The sequence below is a fragment of the Pseudomonas sp. P110(2024) genome (assembly GCF_057480795.1).
In genome coordinates this window covers 21,047-35,313 of record NZ_JBLIYT010000018.1, presented here as the reverse complement: position 1 = coordinate 35,313, position 14,267 = coordinate 21,047, and the positions used below count along the sequence as shown (strand labels likewise).

Sequence of the window (14,267 nt, the reverse complement as noted above, 5' to 3'; positions counted from 1 at the left end):
GATGTTACGCTGCAGCCCCCTCTATTTCCGAGGTCGCAGGCCTAGCGATGTCCGATTCCGCCCCGCAACTGCTGCGCCATCACCGCCCCTTCCTCGCCTTCTGGCTGGCCCGCGTATTCACCGCCAGCGGCTTCCAGATGCTCACCGTGGCCATCGGCTGGCACCTCTACCAGCTCACCGGCAATGTGCTCGACCTGGGCCTGGTCGGGCTGGTCGAGTTCGCCCCGCGGGTACTGTTCATGCTGCACACCGGGCATGTCGCCGATCGCTATGACCGACGCAAGGTCGCCGCCCTGTGCCAGACCCTGCAGGCGCTGATCGCCCTGGCGCTGGCCGTGGGCAGCTTTACCGACAACGTCAGCCGTGAACTGATCTTCGTCCTGGCCTTCCTGCTGGGTGCCGCCCGCTCGTTCGAGATGCCGGCGACCCAGGCGCTATTGCCCAACGTGGTGCCGCCCGGACTGTTCCCCCGCGCGGTGGCGGCCTCGGCCTCGGCGACCCAGGCGGCGACCATCGTCGCCCCGGCGGTGGGCGGCCTGCTCTACGCCCTCGGCAGTACCTGGGTATACGGTCCGACCGTAGCCCTCTATCTCATTGCCTGCCTTTTGACGCTGAGCCTCGATGCCCGTCGGCAGCAGCCGCAGCCAGGCAGGGCCAACCTCGACTCGCTGCTGGCCGGGATCCGCTTCATCCGCAGTCGTCCGGATATCCTCGGCGCGATCTCGCTGGATCTGTTCGCCGTTCTGCTCGGCGGCGCCACCGCGCTGCTGCCGGTGTTCGCCAAGGACATCCTGCTCACCGGCGCCTGGGGCCTGGGCCTGTTGCGCTCAGCGCCCGCCGTCGGGGCATTGCTGATGTCGCTGTGGCTGGCGCGCTTCCCGGTGGAACGCAAGGTGGGTCTGACCATGTTCACCGCAGTGGGCATATTTGGCGTGGCGACCATCGCCTTCGGCCTCTCGACCTCGTTCTGGTTCTCATTGGCGGTGCTAGTGGTGCTGGGCGCGGCAGACATGATCAGCATGGTCATCCGCAGCGCATTCGTGCAGTTGGAGACGCCGGACGAGATGCGTGGCCGGGTGAGCGCGGTGAACGGATTGTTCATCGGTGCCTCGAACCAGCTCGGCGAGTTCGAGTCGGGCGTTACCGCGCACTGGTTCGGCACAGTGCCGGCGGTGGTGCTCGGTGGCGTGGGCACGCTGGTGGTGACCGGAGTGTGGATGAAGCTGTTCCCGACGTTGACTCACCGCGACCGGATGCATAACGGCTGATCGGTTGCCTGTGCCGGTCTATTCGCGGGCTTGCCCGCGAAAGGGCCGACACAAGCTACAGAAAGCCCTCTCCCCAATGGCCATAGGCCCCCGCCATCCTTGCTGGTATGATGCGCGGCTTTTTTCCGCCCCACACAAAACCACGGTATCCGGTACGGTCTGTGCTTTGCTGTTGGGGTCGATACATTCACGGCGCGAGGGCGCCCGGGGAGCAGGCATGCTGGAAAGGCTGTTTCAACTAAAAGCACACGACACCAATGTGCGCACCGAGATTCTCGCGGGCGTCACCACCTTCCTGGCCATGGCCTACATTCTGTTCGTCAACCCGAGCATCCTCGGCGAGACCGGCATGGACAAGGGCGCGGTGTTCGTCGCCACGTGCCTTGCCGCGGCCATCGGCTCGGTGACCATGGGCATCATCGCCAACTACCCGATCGCCCTGGCGCCGGGCATGGGCCTGAACGCCTTCTTCACCTACACCGTGGTCCTGCACATGGGCCACACCTGGCAGGTGGCGTTGGGGGCTGTATTCCTCTCGGCAGTGCTGTTCTTCCTGCTGTCGATCTTCCGCATCCGCGAGTGGATCGTGAACAGCATCCCGCTGCCGCTGCGCTCGGCCATCGCCGCGGGCATCGGCCTGTTCCTGGCGCTGATCGCCCTGCATAACGCAGGTATCGTCGTCGATAACCCAGCAACCCTGGTGGGCCTGGGCGATCTCAGCAAACCGGCGCCGATCCTCGCCACCCTGGGCTTCTTCCTGATTGTCGCCCTCGAGTCGCTGAAGGTACGCGGCGCGGTGCTGATCGGCATCCTGGCCGTGACCGTGGCCTCGATCGTGATGGGGGTCACCCCGTTCGGCGGCGTGGTCTCGATGCCGCCGTCGCTGGCCCCGACCTTCCTGCAGCTGGACATCGCCGGCGCCCTCGACGTTGGCCTGATCAGCGTGATCTTCGCCTTCCTGTTCGTCGACCTGTTCGACAACTCCGGCACCCTGATCGGTGTGGCCAAGCGCGCCGGCCTGATGGGCAAGGACGGCCACATGCCGAAGATGGGCCGCGCCCTGATCGCCGACAGTACCGCCGCCATGGCCGGGTCCCTGCTGGGTACCTCGACCACCACCAGCTACATCGAGTCGGCGGCGGGTGTGAGCGCGGGCGGGCGCACCGGCCTGACCGCCATCGTGGTCGCCGTGCTGTTCCTGCTGGCGCTGTTCTTCGCCCCGCTGGCCGGCAGCGTGCCGGCCTTCGCCACCGCGCCGGCCCTGCTGTTCGTCGCCGTACTGATGGCCTCGGGCCTGGCCGAGATCAACTGGGACGACGTCACCGAAGCCGCGCCGGTGGTGGTGACCGCCCTGGCCATGCCACTGACCTACTCGATCGCCAACGGCATCGCCTTCGGCTTCATCGCCTGGACCGCCATCAAGCTGATCTCCGGCCGTCACCGCGACCTGAACCCGGCGTTGGTAATCCTGTCGATCCTGTTCGTCATCAAGCTGGGCTGGTTCCCCGCATGAGTGCTGTCCTGGATCCTTCACAATACGACGCGCAACTGGCGGCCAAGGCCGCCCGCCTGCGCGAGCTGCTGGCCCCGTTCGGCGCGCCGGAGCCGGCGCTGTTCGACTCACCGCGCGAGCACTATCGCCTGCGCGCCGAATTCCGCCTGTGGCGCGAGGGCGGTCAACGTCACTACGCGATGTTCGCCCCGGGCGAGAAGCACAAGGCAATCCTGATCAACGATTTTCCCATCGCCAGCGAGCGCATCAATGAACTGATGCCACGTCTGAAGGCCGCCTGGCAGGGCAACGAGGCACTCGACAATCGCCTGTTCCAGGTCGAGTTCCTCACCACCCTGGCCGGTGACGCGATGGTCACCCTGTGCTATCACCGCCCTCTGGACGAAGCCTGGGAGGCTGCCGCGCAGCAACTGGCCAGTGACCTGAACGTCAGTGTGATCGGCCGCTCCAAGGGCAAGCGCGTGGTGATCGGCCGCGACTACGCCGTGGAAAAACTCGACATCGCCGGACGCACCTTCAGTTATCGTCAGCCCGAAGGCGCCTTCACCCAGCCCAACGGCGCGGTGAACCAAAAGATGCTCGGCTGGGCCTTCGAGGCCATGGGCGAGCGCCAGGACGACCTGCTGGAGCTGTACTGCGGCAACGGCAACTTCACCCTGCCGCTGGCGACCCGCGCGCGCCAGGTACTGGCCACCGAGATCAGCAAGACCTCGGTCAACGCCGCCCTGCATAACCTCGACGAGAACGGCGTGGATAACGTGCGCCTGGTGCGCCTGTCGGCCGAGGAGCTGACCCAGGCGCTGAACGAGGTCCGCCCGTTCCGCCGCCTGGAAGGCATCGACCTGAAAAGCTACGACTTCGGCACCGTGTTCGTCGACCCGCCGCGCGCCGGCATGGACCCGGACACCTGCGAGCTGACCCGTCGCTTCGAGCGCATCCTGTACATCTCGTGCAACCCGGAAACCCTGGCGCAGAACATCGCCCAGCTGCACGATACCCACCGTATCGAGCGCTGCGCGCTGTTCGACCAGTTCCCGTATACCCATCACATGGAAAGCGGCGTCCTGCTGGTTCGGCGCTGACCTTCAGATCGCCGGGGCTGGTTTGCAGCCCATCCGACCGGTCCGACGCCTCGGCAAGGCCGCTCCTACAGGAGTACGCGATTCCCTGTAGGAGCGGCCTTGCCGAGGCGTCGGACCGGTCGGATGGGCCGCAAAGCGGCCCCTGAAGCTTCAGTCAGAAATCGAAGAACACCGTCTCCCCTTCCCCCTGGATACGGATATCGAAACGATACGCCGTCTTCCCCTCTACCTCGCAACGCCTGGCGATCAGCGTCTCGCGCCGCTGCGGCTGCTCGATCAGGTTGAGCACCGGGCACCGGGCGTTCGCCTCACCCTCGTCATCGAAGTACAACCGTGTATGCAGGTGGATGTTGATCCCCCGGGCAAACAGGCTGATGTTGATGTGCGGCGCCATCGGCACGCCCGCGGCATTGTTCACCACACCCGGCTTGACCGTATGCAGGGTCCATTCGCCGGCATCGAAGGTGGTCGCGGTGCGGCCGAAGCTGTTGAAGGCGTTCTCGTGGTTGAACTCATCCTGGTAGCGGCCATCGGCATCAGCCTGCCAGACCTCCAGGAAAGAGTCGCGCACCAGGTGGCCGTTGCCGTCGTATACCTGACCGAGCAACAGGATTTGTTCGCCCGGCGCCTCGGGGGTGGCCAGGCGGTTCCAGATTTCCTGGTCGCGGGTCGGGTTGCCTGCGGCTTCCAGGGCCAGGCCGATGTGCACATAGGGGCCGGCGGTCTGCGAAGGGGTTTCCGGCAGCAGTTCGATAGGCATCACGGGCCTCCTCAGCGGTTTTCGAAGTGGGTCTGGCGCTGGCCGCGCAGGACAATGTCGAAGCGGTAGGCCAGGCAATCCATGGGGTTGGCGTGGCTCATGTCGAGCCTGGCGATCAGCCGCTGGACCGCGTCGGAGTTGGCGATCGACTTGGCGATCGGGCACAGCGGAATCAGCGGATCGCCCTCGAAGTACAACTGGGTGATCAGCTTGGTCGCGATCGACGGTCCGCTGATGGAGAAGTGGATATGTGCCGGGCGCCAGTCGTTGGGGCCGTTGCGCCATGGGTATGGACCGGGCTTGATGGTACGAAAGCTGTAGTAGCCGTCGCGGTCGGTCAGGCAACGGCCGACACCGCCGAAGTTCGGGTCCAGCGGCGCCAAGTAGCGGTCGTTCTTGTGCCGGTAGCGACCGCCGGCGTTGGCCTGCCACATCTCCACCAAGGTGTTGGCCACCGGCTTGCCGTACTGGTCGACAACGCGGCCGGCGACGATGATGCGCTCGCCGATCGGCAAGCCGCCGTGGTTGAAGTTGAGCAGCAAGTCATGGTCGTGTTCGCCGAAACGCAGATGGGAAAAGTCCGGGCCGGTACTTTCGCTGATCGACTGTGGGATGCTGACCAGCGCCTGGCGCGGCGAGCGCGCCACCGAGGTCTTGTAGTCGGGGGTGAAGGCCTTGGGGTGCCAGTTGCGATCACGGATCACGAAGCGGCTGGTGTCCTGGGCGGGCATGCCGGTTTCCTCTCTTGGAATTGTCGAACGCCTGGGCGTGGCAGGCGGAGTTGCAGTTTCCAGCAGGCCAATCGGGATGAATATTGAATTCAGCAGTCTTAGCCATAACCATTTGGTTATGCACAAGCGACCAAGGCGACGCCGAGGGCAGCGCTGGACTAATCTTTGACTTCTTGTTTCACGAACCGGAGAGCTCTACATGGAATGGCGAAAAGGCCGACGCAGCGACAACGTGGTCGATGCCCGCGGCGAAGGGGGCGGCGGCATGCGCTTCGGCGGCGGCAAGGGCCTGGGGCTCGGCGCCATCCTGTTGATCGTCGGCATCGGCTGGCTCACCGGGCAGGACCCGTTGCAGATCCTCGGCCAGCTGGCCGGACAGATGGAGCAGCAGCAGACCGCCCCGGCCAACGTTGGCAGCAAGGCGCCGCCGGCCAACGACGAGCAGGCCGAGTTCGTCGCCTCGATCCTCGGCGACACCGAGGACACCTGGAAGGCGCTGTTCGCCCAGGCCGGCAAGCAGTACCGCGATCCCAAGCTGGTGCTGTTCAGTGGCCAGGTCAATTCCGCCTGCGGTTTCGCCTCATCGGCGGTCGGACCGTTCTACTGCCCGGCCGACCAGCGCGTGTACCTGGACATGACCTTCTTCCGCGAAATGGAAACCCGCTTCAAGGCAGCCGGGGATTTCGCCCAGGCCTACGTGATCGCCCACGAAATCGGCCATCACGTGCAGACCCTGCTCGGGGTCTCGGCCAAGGTCGACGCCGCACGCCGCAACGGCCAGCGCATGGAAGGCGACAACGGCCTGCTGGTGCGCCAGGAACTGCAAGCCGACTGCCTGGCCGGGGTCTGGGCCTACCAGGCACAGAAACGCCTGAACTGGCTGGAGCCGGGGGATGTGGAAGAGGCACTGAACGCCGCCAATGCCATCGGTGACGATCGCCTGCAGCAGCAGGGGCAAGGACGGGTGGTGCCCGACTCCTTCACCCATGGTACCTCGCAACAGCGCGTGCGCTGGTTCAAGGCCGGTTTTTCCAGTGGCGACGTAAATCAGTGCGATACCTTCAGCGCACGTAGCCTTTGATAGCCCCATCAGAACAGTGCACGCCCGTCGGTGTGCACTGGGTCTGCACCCGCAATTGACCACATCAAAAAACAAACGTATTCAACAAGTTATAAATTTGCTGAAAAAGCGTTTCAGCTTCTCGACGCTTTGCCGATAAGTCCTACACAAATCTGCGGGCTAACTGACAACAACAACGCCCAGCTTTTGAGATCAAGTGAGCGAAATCATTTTCTGGGAGAGCGTGCATGAACAGTTGGTTCGCTAATATCAGCGTCAACCTCAAACTCGGCCTGGGCTTCGGCCTGGTCCTGGTCCTGACCGGCCTGCTGGCCCTGACCGGCTGGAACAGCCTGGGCAGCCTTATCGACCGCAGCAACTGGATGAGCGACATCACCCAGCTCAACAGTGACCTGACCAACCTGCGCGTGGCCCGCCTGCAGTGGATGCTGACCAACGGCGACGATGCCTCGGCGGCCAACGTCCAAGCCAAGCTCGATGCCTTCGGCAGCCAGCAGCAGCACCTGGTCAACACCTTCAAGAGCCCCGAGAACCTCAAACTGCTGCGCGAGCAGGGCCAGAGCATCAGCGAATACCGGGTCTCGCTGGAGAAGATGCGCCAGGGCTACAAGACCACCCTCGCCGCCCGCGAATCGATGAACCAGACCGCGTCCCGCGCCAATGACGCCATCGAGGCGATCAGCGCCGCCGTGCTGTCCAGCGCCGAGAGCGATGCCAGCCGCCTGGCCCAATACCTGCTGATCAGCAAGGCCAAGCAACAGCTGGTGCAGGTGCGCCTTGACGTACGCAGCTACATCGCCGACCTGACCAGCGAAGCCGAGCAGGCCGCCCTGCGCCAGCTGGAAAACGCGCTGAATGAAATCGACAGCCTCAAGCGCCAGCTGCCGGGCGAAGCCTCACGCATCCAGCAATTCGAAAACGCCGTGCTGGCCTACCGCGACGCCGTGCGCCAGTTCCGCGACGCTACCGCGGCCATCGGTGTGGCCCGTGCCGAAATGACCGTGCAGGGCGCCGACATCGTCAAACGCAGCGACGAACTGTACAAGATCCAGATCGAGCGCCGTGACGCCGAAAGCGTCCAGGCCCGCACCCTGCAGACTACTGCCACCCTCCTGGCGCTGCTGGTCGGCGTACTCGCCGCATTCCTCATCACCCGTCAGATCACCCGCCCGCTGCGCGAGACCATGGACGTGGTCAACCGCATCGCCAGCGGCGACCTCACCCAGGAACTGCGTGTCACCCGTCGTGACGAGCTGGGCGCCCTGCAGCAGGGCATCGCTCGCATGGGCACCACCCTGCGCGACCTGATCACCGGCATCCGCGACGGCGTTACCCAGATCGCCAGCGCCGCCGAGGAACTGTCGGCGGTGACCGAGCAGACCAGCGCCGGCGCCAACAGCCAGAAGGTCGAGACCGACCAGGTGGCCACCGCCATGCACGAGATGGCCGCCACCGTCCAGGAAGTCGCGCGCAACGCCGAGCAGGCCTCGCACGCGGCGACCAACGCCGATGACGAAGCCCGGGTCGGCGACAAGGTGGTCGGTGAGGCCATCAGCCAGATCGAACGCCTGGCCCACGAAGTGCACCGCTCCACCGAGGCGATGACCCTTTTGCAGCAGGAAAGCCAGAAGATTGGCAGCGTCATGGACGTGATCAAGTCGGTGGCCGAGCAGACCAACCTGCTGGCGCTCAACGCCGCCATCGAGGCGGCCCGTGCCGGCGAGGCCGGTCGTGGCTTCGCCGTGGTGGCCGACGAGGTCCGTGGCTTGGCCCAGCGCACCCAGCAGTCCACCGAAGAGATCGAAGGCCTGATCGCCAGCCTGCAGCACGGCACCCAACAGGTCGCCGAAGTGATGAACGGCAGCCGCAGCCTGACCGACAGCAGCGTCGAGCTGGCGCGCAAGGCCGGTGGTTCGCTGGAGAGCATCACCCGCACGGTGTCGAACATCCAGTCGATGAACCAGCAGATCGCCGCCGCCGCCGAGCAGCAGAGCGCCGTGGCCGAAGAGATCAGCCGCAGCATCCTCAACGTGCGCGACGTGTCGGAGCAGACCGCCGCGGCCAGCGACGAGACCGCCGCCTCCAGCGTCGAGCTGGCGCGCCTGGGTGGTCACCTGCAGACACTGGTCAGCCAGTTCCGCGTCTGACCCTGTAACGCATCGCGGGGCAAGCCCGCTCCCACCGGTCGTGGGAGCGGGCTTGCCCCGCGATCATTTCACCCCAGCCTTATTTGACGATCATCCCCACCCCACGCCCACGCGGATCGGAAGCGGTCTCCAGCTTCTCCCCGGTGACCCGGATCGCCTGGATATCGCCCATCTCCCAGCCCTGGTCCTCCAGCACGTAGCCCATCTTCTTCAAGTCGTCGGCCACTGCCCCCTTGAGCGGCGCGTAGCTGTCGAAGTAGATCGTATCCTTGGGCAGCAACTGGTGATGCACGCGCTGCGCCGCCACCGCCTTCTCCAGCGGCATGCCGTAGTCATACAGGTTGTTCATCACCTGGAAGATCGAGGTGAAGATCCGCGAACCGCCCGGCGTGCCCAGTACCAGGGCCACCTTGCCATCGCGGGTCACCAGGCTAGGACTCATCGACGAGAGCATGCGCTTGCCCGGCGCGATGGCGTTGGCGTCGCCGCCGACCACGCCAAAGGCATTGGCCGCCCCCGGCTTGGCACTGAAATCGTCCATCTCGTCGTTGAGCAGGAAGCCCGCGCCCTTGACCACTACGCCACTGCCGTAGTCGAGGTTGAGGGTGTAGGTGTTGCTCACCGCGTTGCCCTGCTTGTCGACGATGGAGAAGTGCGTGGTCTGGTGCGGTTCCAGCCCCGGCTTGACCTTGTCGGTCTCGGAGATCGCGTTCGGGTTGACCTGGGCGGCGCGCTTGGCCAGGTAGTCCTTGGCCACCAACTGGTCGACCGGGACCTTGGTGAAGGCCGGATCACCGAGATAGTCGGCGCGGTCGGCGAACACGCGTTTCTCGATCTCGGCCAGCAGGTGGATGTACTTGGCCGAGTTGTGCTCGACGCCCTTGAAGTCAGCCGCGCGGTCTTCCTTGATGCCCAGCAGCTGGGCCAGGGCGACACCACCGGAGCTTGGCGGCGGCGCGGTGTAGACCACATTGCCGCGCCAGTTGATGGCGATCGGGTCACGCCACACGGCCTTGTAGTCCTTGAGGTCGTCCTTGGTGATCAGGCCCTTGTCGGCCTGCATCTGCGCCACCAGCAGGTCGGCGGTCTTGCCCTGGTAGAACTCGCTCACGCCCTGGTCGGCGATGCGCTCCAGGGTCTGCGCCAGCTCCGGCTGCTTGAACAGCTCGCCGACCTTCATGTGGCCGAAGTAGTCGTTGAAGTTGGTGGCGGTCTTGAACAGGCCCTGGGCGTCGTCGCGGTACTGGTACTGCTTCTGGGCGATCTTGAAGCCGTTCTGCGCGTAGCCGATGGCCGGCGTCAGCAGCTCGCTCCACTTGAGCTTGCCGAACTTCTGGTGCGCCTCCCACAGCCCCATCACTGTGCCCGGCACACCGGCGGCGCGTACGCCGACCAGGCTGAGGTTCTCGATCACCTCGCCCTTGTCGTCCAGGTACATGGTCTTGGTCGGGGCCTTGGGCGCCACCTCGCGGTAGTCGAGGAAGTAGGGCTTGCCGTCGACGAACAAGGTCATGAAACCACCGCCGCCGATATTGCCGGCCTCGGGGTAGGTCACGGCCAGGGTGAAGGCGGTGGCGACGGCAGCATCCACCGCGTTGCCGCCTTTCTTGAGGATATCGGCGGCCACCTGTGCGCCATATTGATCAGGGGCGGCCACCGCGCCGCCTTCCAGCGTCACGGCAAAGGCGGAGGAGCAGCTCAGGATCGCGGCCCCGAGGGCCAGTGGCTGGAACATGACGATACGCATGCGCACTTCCTTGGTGTTGTTTTTGTTGATCAGTCATTAAGGCCGAAGCCACCCGACTAAGCAAACACCATGGCAGGATTGCGCCGCCAATGGGCAGACACTGTCGCGTTCAGGCAACTCAGCAGGCGTAGGCGGCCAGCTTCTTCTGGATGAAATCGAGGAAACACTGGATCCGCAACGCCAACTGGGTGTTGCGGTAGTAGACCGCGTGGATCGGCTGGCGATAGCCGTTATTGTGCTCTGCGAGCAGCACCTGCAGGCGGCCGGCGCGGATGTCCTCGTGGGTCATGAAATGCGACAGGCTGACAATGCCTTCACCGGCGATGGCCAGCTGGCGCAGGGTTTCGCCACTGGAGGCAAGCAGTTGCGGGCGGATTGCCCAATGGTCGCCCTGGGCGTGGCGCAACGGCCAGCGGTTGAGCGATTCCAGGGTGCTGAAGCCGAGCAGGCAATGTTGGTCGAGATCCTCGACCTTGTGCGGCATGCCGTGCTGCGCCAGGTAATCGGGGCTGGCGAGGACCTGCACCGGGCTGCAGCCCAGCGAGCGGGCATGCAGGCTGGAATCGGACAGCTCGCCGATGCGGATGGCCACGTCGGTGCTCTGCTCCAGCAGGTCGATAATCAGGTCGTCGGTATTCAACTCCAGCTCGATACCAGGGTATTGCCGGCGGAACTCGCCGATCCACGGCAGGATCGCGTGCAGCATGAACGGCGCGGCGGCATTGATGCGCAGGCGCCCGGACGGGGTCTGGCGGTTCATCGACAGGCGCTCTTCCATGTCGTCCATCTGCTCGAGGATCAGCCGCGCGCGCGCTAGGAAGAAGCGCCCTTCCTCGGTCAGGTCCATGCGCCGGGTGGTGCGGTTGACCAACGTCGTGCCGAGCTTGCCCTCCAACCGCGACAGGGTGCGGCTGACGGCCGACGGCGTCTGGCCGATCTGCTCGGCGGCGGCGGAGATCGAGCCGCTGTCGATGACGGCGACGAAGACCTGGAGTTCTTCGGAGCGAGTTTTCACGCGAATGACCTTGGCAGGGGTATGCCGTGATTGATAACCGCTGGGCGAAGCCTGTGCAAGCCGGCCCCACGATGGGGCGGACTCAATGGCCCTTGCCGAACACTTCATCCAGGTGCTGCTCGTACGCCGCCAGCGCCGCAGGCACATCCGGCCGCTTCATCACATCGACGGCGAGGAAGGTCGGCAGTCCGCTCATGCCGAGGAACTGGTTGGCCTTGTGGAACGGGAAGTACACCGCATCCACGCCCTTGCCTTCGAAGAAGTCGCTCGGGTCATCGAACGCCTGCTGCGGCGCGTTCCAGGTCAACGACAGCATGTACTGCTTGCCCTGGACCAGGCCACCGCTGCCGTACTTCTGCGAGGCATCGGAGCGGGTGCGACCATCGTTGGCGTACAGGCTGCCATGGCCGGCGGTGAACACCTCGTCGATGTATTTTTTCACCGTCCACGGCGCGCCCATCCACCAACCGGGCATCTGGTAGATCACCACGTCGGCCCAGAGGAACTTTTCCACCTCGGCCTGGACGTCGTAGCCGCCGTCGATGAAGGTTTCCCGCACATCGAAGCCGGCACGGTCCAGGTGGGCCAGCGCGGCGTCGTGCAGGGTCTGGTTGAGGCGGCCTTCGGAGTGGGCGAAGCGTTTGCCACCGTTGAGCAAGAGGATCGTTTTCATGGGAGGGTCAGCCCTGTAAGTGAAGTTGCCGGCAGGTTAGGCACTCACCGGGCATGGAAACAGCTGTCCCAGGGCAAAATACATTTGTCTTAAAATCACGAATGACAAACATATTGTTGATTTAAGATCTGATCACTCACTTCACTTACCGAGATCTCCCATGAGCGAGCAGTACGCCTTCATCCTCAAAGCCAAGACCCGCCCGGAACAGGCCGAAGCCTTCGAGCAACTGTTCCGTCCCTACGTCGAACCCAGCCGCCAGGAGCCGGGCTGCATCGAATACCATATGCTGCGCGACAAGGCAGACCCGAGCCTGTTCGTGTTCTTCGAGGTCTGGGCCAGCAAGGCGGCTCTGGACGTGCACTCGGCACTGCCGCACATGGCCGCATTCTTCGAAAAGCGCATGGATTACCTGGAGCGCGACTTTGATATCCAGATGATCGATATGCTCAGCGCCTCTTCCGCTAACCGCTGATCAACAGGTGCGTGCCCAGTACCGCCAGGCCGATGAAGAAGCAGCGTTTGAACAGCGCTGCGCTGATCCGCTGGTGTTGGTAATGCTCCTGGTACATCCGCTGGACACCCATGATGAGGCAGGTTTCAACGCCAGTCTGGACCATGAGGATGTGTCTGAATATGATCGGGGCGCGCAGGCTCAGTACACCTCAGCCAGTTCGCGCAGCGCCGCCGAAGCCAGGAATGCGGAGCGTGAGGCGTAGCGATTGTCCTGCTTCACCCTGTCGTCGATTCGTTGCAACAGGTTCCTGGGCAACGTCGCGCTGAAACGTACCGCCGTCCCCAGGTATGGCGTTGCGTCGAAGTCCACCAACGCCCAGAGGCCGCCTGCATACTCTGGGTTGTCCACATGCACATCCATTTCCTGCACCTGCGGCAGGGGCGCGCCATCGGCCACCAGCCCTTCATAATGCAGCGCCAGCGCCTCCTGAATGTTCTCCAGGGCCTGGGGGACCGTGGCGCCTGCGGAAAAACAGCCAGGTACATCGGGAATGGTGACGCCGTAATAGGTCTCACGGGACTTGTGCAGGACAACAAGCAGGTTCATCGGCTCTCTCGCTTTGTCGAGCTGCCCTGTTTGGGCATCTGCCGGGCAGCGTTTCCGGTCGGTGGACTGCGAAACTAGAACGTTCAGCCGCCCCCTCGCAATGTGCCAGGCGGCAGTGAAACAAGTTTCGGAAATGAACTACAGCCGAGTACCGAAACGCGCTGGGCGGCCCCTCGCAGGGCAAGCCCGCTCCTACAACGGTTGCGCCAAATCTGTAGGAGATCGCCCAGCCTTTCGGGCTGCGCAGCAGCCCCGGCAATTTCAAGGGCGGCTCAAAACCTGGGGCCGCTTTGCGGCCCTTTCGCGACGCAAGGCCGCTCCCACAGGGACCAGCTAAATCAATGAGTCAAGGCTAGTACCATGAGAGATTGTCCTGCCTATTGCACAACCCTGCCTTCGCGGGAAACAGTGTGGGAGCGGGCTTGCCCCGCGATCAATGCCGGCAAAGCCACCGCAATTACCTCGCCCTCCTCACAACTCCACTACGCGCCCCTTGCCGCCCCCCCGCCTGATTCCCCACAATCGCGTCCATGCCGCGCCACGACAGGGAATTCAACGTGCCATCGATCTATCAGCTCAAACCCCGCTTCCAGGCGTTCCTACGCCCTGCCGTCCAGCGCCTGTTCGACCGCGGCGTCACTGCCAACCAGGTGACGGTCACCGCTGCCGTCGTTTCCGTCCTGCTGGGCCTGTTGCTGGCCTGGCTGCCCCAGGTCACCTGGCTGTTCCTCCTGATCCCGGTGTGGATGCTGCTGCGCATGGCACTGAACGCAGTCGACGGCATGCTTGCCCGGGAGTTTGGCCAGCAGTCCAAACTCGGTGCCTACCTCAACGAACTGTGCGATGTGATCGCCGACACTGCTCTCTACCTGCCCTTCGCTCTGCTGCCAGGCGTTTCGCCGACACTGGTGGTGCTGGTGGTGGTGTTCGCGGTGATCAGCGAATACGCCGGCGTGATGGGCCCGCTGGCCGGCGCGTCGCGCCGCTACGACGGGCCGATGGGCAAGAGCGACCGGGCCTTCGCCTTCGGCGTGCTGGGTACCGGCGTGGCGTTCGGTCTGCTGGGCGCGGCCTGGATCAACGGCCTGCTGCTGGTCATCCTGCTGCTCTCGCTCTATACCCTCTACAACCGGGTTCGCCACGGCCTGGCCGAAACCCGCTGAGCCCCTCGCTGCCGGACAAGGATA

General features: G+C 64.4%; 13 protein-coding genes and 2 pseudogenes. 8 read left to right on the top strand and 7 right to left on the bottom strand.

Annotated features, from left to right (window positions below; all coding sequences use genetic code 11):
• Window positions 1-47: 47 nt before the first annotated feature.
• The 3 genes from AC25ND_RS24140 to trmA all read left to right on the top strand — a co-directional run bounded on the left by AC25ND_RS24140 (window position 48) and on the right by trmA (window position 3,863).
• A complete protein-coding gene (locus tag AC25ND_RS24140) occupies window positions 48-1,268 on the top strand; it encodes an MFS transporter (RefSeq protein WP_028691331.1) in 1,221 nt (406 codons plus the stop codon).
• Between the two features lie 217 nt (window positions 1,269-1,485).
• A complete protein-coding gene (locus AC25ND_RS24135) occupies window positions 1,486-2,781 on the top strand; it encodes an NCS2 family permease (protein WP_028691330.1) in 1,296 nt (431 codons plus the stop codon).
• Window positions 2,778-3,863 carry a tRNA (uridine(54)-C5)-methyltransferase TrmA gene (trmA, locus tag AC25ND_RS24130; RefSeq protein WP_028691329.1) on the top strand — a complete coding sequence of 362 codons (1,086 nt, stop codon included), beginning with the start codon at window positions 2,778-2,780 and terminating at the stop codon, window positions 3,861-3,863. Before AC25ND_RS24135 ends, trmA begins: the two co-directional genes overlap by 4 nt.
• A 154-nt stretch (window positions 3,864-4,017) precedes the next feature.
• On the opposite strand, the gene pcaG is transcribed toward trmA, so the two are convergent.
• Window positions 4,018-4,623, bottom strand: coding sequence for a protocatechuate 3,4-dioxygenase subunit alpha (gene pcaG, locus AC25ND_RS24125; RefSeq protein WP_028691328.1), 606 nt, complete (start codon window positions 4,621-4,623; stop codon window positions 4,018-4,020).
• Between the two features lie 11 nt (window positions 4,624-4,634).
• A complete protein-coding gene (pcaH, locus tag AC25ND_RS24120; RefSeq protein WP_186597652.1) occupies window positions 4,635-5,354 on the bottom strand; it encodes a protocatechuate 3,4-dioxygenase subunit beta in 720 nt (239 codons plus the stop codon).
• 199 nt (window positions 5,355-5,553) lie between these two features.
• Here pcaH and ypfJ point away from each other — a divergent pair, with 199 nt between their 5' ends.
• From ypfJ to AC25ND_RS24105, 3 genes and pseudogenes are all read left to right on the top strand, one after another.
• Window positions 5,554-6,435, top strand: coding sequence for a KPN_02809 family neutral zinc metallopeptidase (gene ypfJ / locus AC25ND_RS24115; RefSeq protein WP_028691326.1), 882 nt, complete (start codon window positions 5,554-5,556; stop codon window positions 6,433-6,435).
• 362 nt (window positions 6,436-6,797) lie between these two features.
• Window positions 6,798-7,679: pseudogene (locus tag AC25ND_RS24110) on the top strand (methyl-accepting chemotaxis protein); the annotation flags it as partial.
• 39 nt (window positions 7,680-7,718) lie between these two features.
• Complete coding sequence (locus AC25ND_RS24105; RefSeq protein WP_371877790.1) at window positions 7,719-8,582, top strand: methyl-accepting chemotaxis protein; 864 nt, start codon at window positions 7,719-7,721, stop codon at window positions 8,580-8,582.
• 79 nt (window positions 8,583-8,661) lie between these two features.
• On the opposite strand, the gene ggt is transcribed toward AC25ND_RS24105, so the two are convergent.
• The 3 genes from ggt to mdaB all read right to left on the bottom strand — a co-directional run bounded on the left by ggt (window position 8,662) and on the right by mdaB (window position 12,017).
• The gene (gene ggt, locus AC25ND_RS24100) at window positions 8,662-10,329 is read right to left on the bottom strand and encodes a gamma-glutamyltransferase (RefSeq protein WP_486976619.1); all 1,668 of its coding nucleotides are present in this window, start codon (window positions 10,327-10,329) and stop codon (window positions 8,662-8,664) included.
• A 118-nt stretch (window positions 10,330-10,447) separates the two neighbouring features.
• On the bottom strand, window positions 10,448-11,344 hold the full coding sequence (locus AC25ND_RS24095; protein ID WP_062362132.1) for a LysR family transcriptional regulator: 897 nt from the start codon (window positions 11,342-11,344) through the stop codon (window positions 10,448-10,450).
• Window positions 11,345-11,426: 82 nt separating this feature from the next.
• Window positions 11,427-12,017, bottom strand: coding sequence for an NADPH:quinone oxidoreductase MdaB (gene mdaB / locus AC25ND_RS24090; RefSeq protein ID WP_486976618.1), 591 nt, complete (start codon window positions 12,015-12,017; stop codon window positions 11,427-11,429).
• A 160-nt stretch (window positions 12,018-12,177) separates the two neighbouring features.
• Here mdaB and AC25ND_RS24085 point away from each other — a divergent pair, with 160 nt between their 5' ends.
• Window positions 12,178-12,492, top strand: a complete 315-nt coding sequence (locus AC25ND_RS24085) for a putative quinol monooxygenase (protein WP_028691321.1) — start codon at window positions 12,178-12,180, stop codon at window positions 12,490-12,492.
• Here AC25ND_RS24085 and AC25ND_RS24080 read toward each other — a convergent pair.
• Window positions 12,482-12,565 (bottom strand): annotated as a pseudogene (locus AC25ND_RS24080) (sulfite exporter TauE/SafE family protein); the annotation flags it as partial. The gene AC25ND_RS24085 and the pseudogene AC25ND_RS24080 overlap by 11 nt on opposite strands.
• 107 nt (window positions 12,566-12,672) lie before the next feature.
• Window positions 12,673-13,080: a type II toxin-antitoxin system HicB family antitoxin gene (locus AC25ND_RS24075; protein WP_028691320.1), complete on the bottom strand. Its 408-nt coding sequence runs from the start codon at window positions 13,078-13,080 to the stop codon at window positions 12,673-12,675.
• Window positions 13,081-13,637: 557 nt separating this feature from the next.
• Between AC25ND_RS24075 and AC25ND_RS24070 the strand changes: the two genes are divergently transcribed.
• Window positions 13,638-14,243 carry a CDP-alcohol phosphatidyltransferase family protein gene (locus AC25ND_RS24070; protein WP_028691319.1) on the top strand — a complete coding sequence of 202 codons (606 nt, stop codon included), beginning with the start codon at window positions 13,638-13,640 and terminating at the stop codon, window positions 14,241-14,243.
• The last annotated feature ends 24 nt before the right edge of the window (window positions 14,244-14,267 follow it).

Bases quoted from the DNA above. Each gene is read 5' to 3' on its own strand.
- AC25ND_RS24140 (WP_028691331.1), top strand. From the start codon at position 48: ATGTCCGATTCCGCCCCGCAACTGCTGCGCCATCACCGCCCCTTCCTC.
- AC25ND_RS24135 (WP_028691330.1), top strand. From the start codon at position 1,486: ATGCTGGAAAGGCTGTTTCAACTAAAAGCACACGACACCAATGTGCGC.
- trmA (WP_028691329.1), top strand. From the start codon at position 2,778: ATGAGTGCTGTCCTGGATCCTTCACAATACGACGCGCAACTGGCGGCC.
- pcaG (WP_028691328.1), bottom strand. From the start codon at position 4,623: ATGCCTATCGAACTGCTGCCGGAAACCCCTTCGCAGACCGCCGGCCCC.
- pcaH (WP_186597652.1), bottom strand. From the start codon at position 5,354: ATGCCCGCCCAGGACACCAGCCGCTTCGTGATCCGTGATCGCAACTGG.
- ypfJ (WP_028691326.1), top strand. From the start codon at position 5,554: ATGGAATGGCGAAAAGGCCGACGCAGCGACAACGTGGTCGATGCCCGC.
- AC25ND_RS24105 (WP_371877790.1), top strand. From the start codon at position 7,719: ATGGGCACCACCCTGCGCGACCTGATCACCGGCATCCGCGACGGCGTT.
- ggt (WP_486976619.1), bottom strand. From the start codon at position 10,329: ATGCGTATCGTCATGTTCCAGCCACTGGCCCTCGGGGCCGCGATCCTG.
- mdaB (WP_486976618.1), bottom strand. From the start codon at position 12,017: ATGAAAACGATCCTCTTGCTCAACGGTGGCAAACGCTTCGCCCACTCC.
- AC25ND_RS24085 (WP_028691321.1), top strand. From the start codon at position 12,178: ATGAGCGAGCAGTACGCCTTCATCCTCAAAGCCAAGACCCGCCCGGAA.
- AC25ND_RS24075 (WP_028691320.1), bottom strand. From the start codon at position 13,080: ATGAACCTGCTTGTTGTCCTGCACAAGTCCCGTGAGACCTATTACGGC.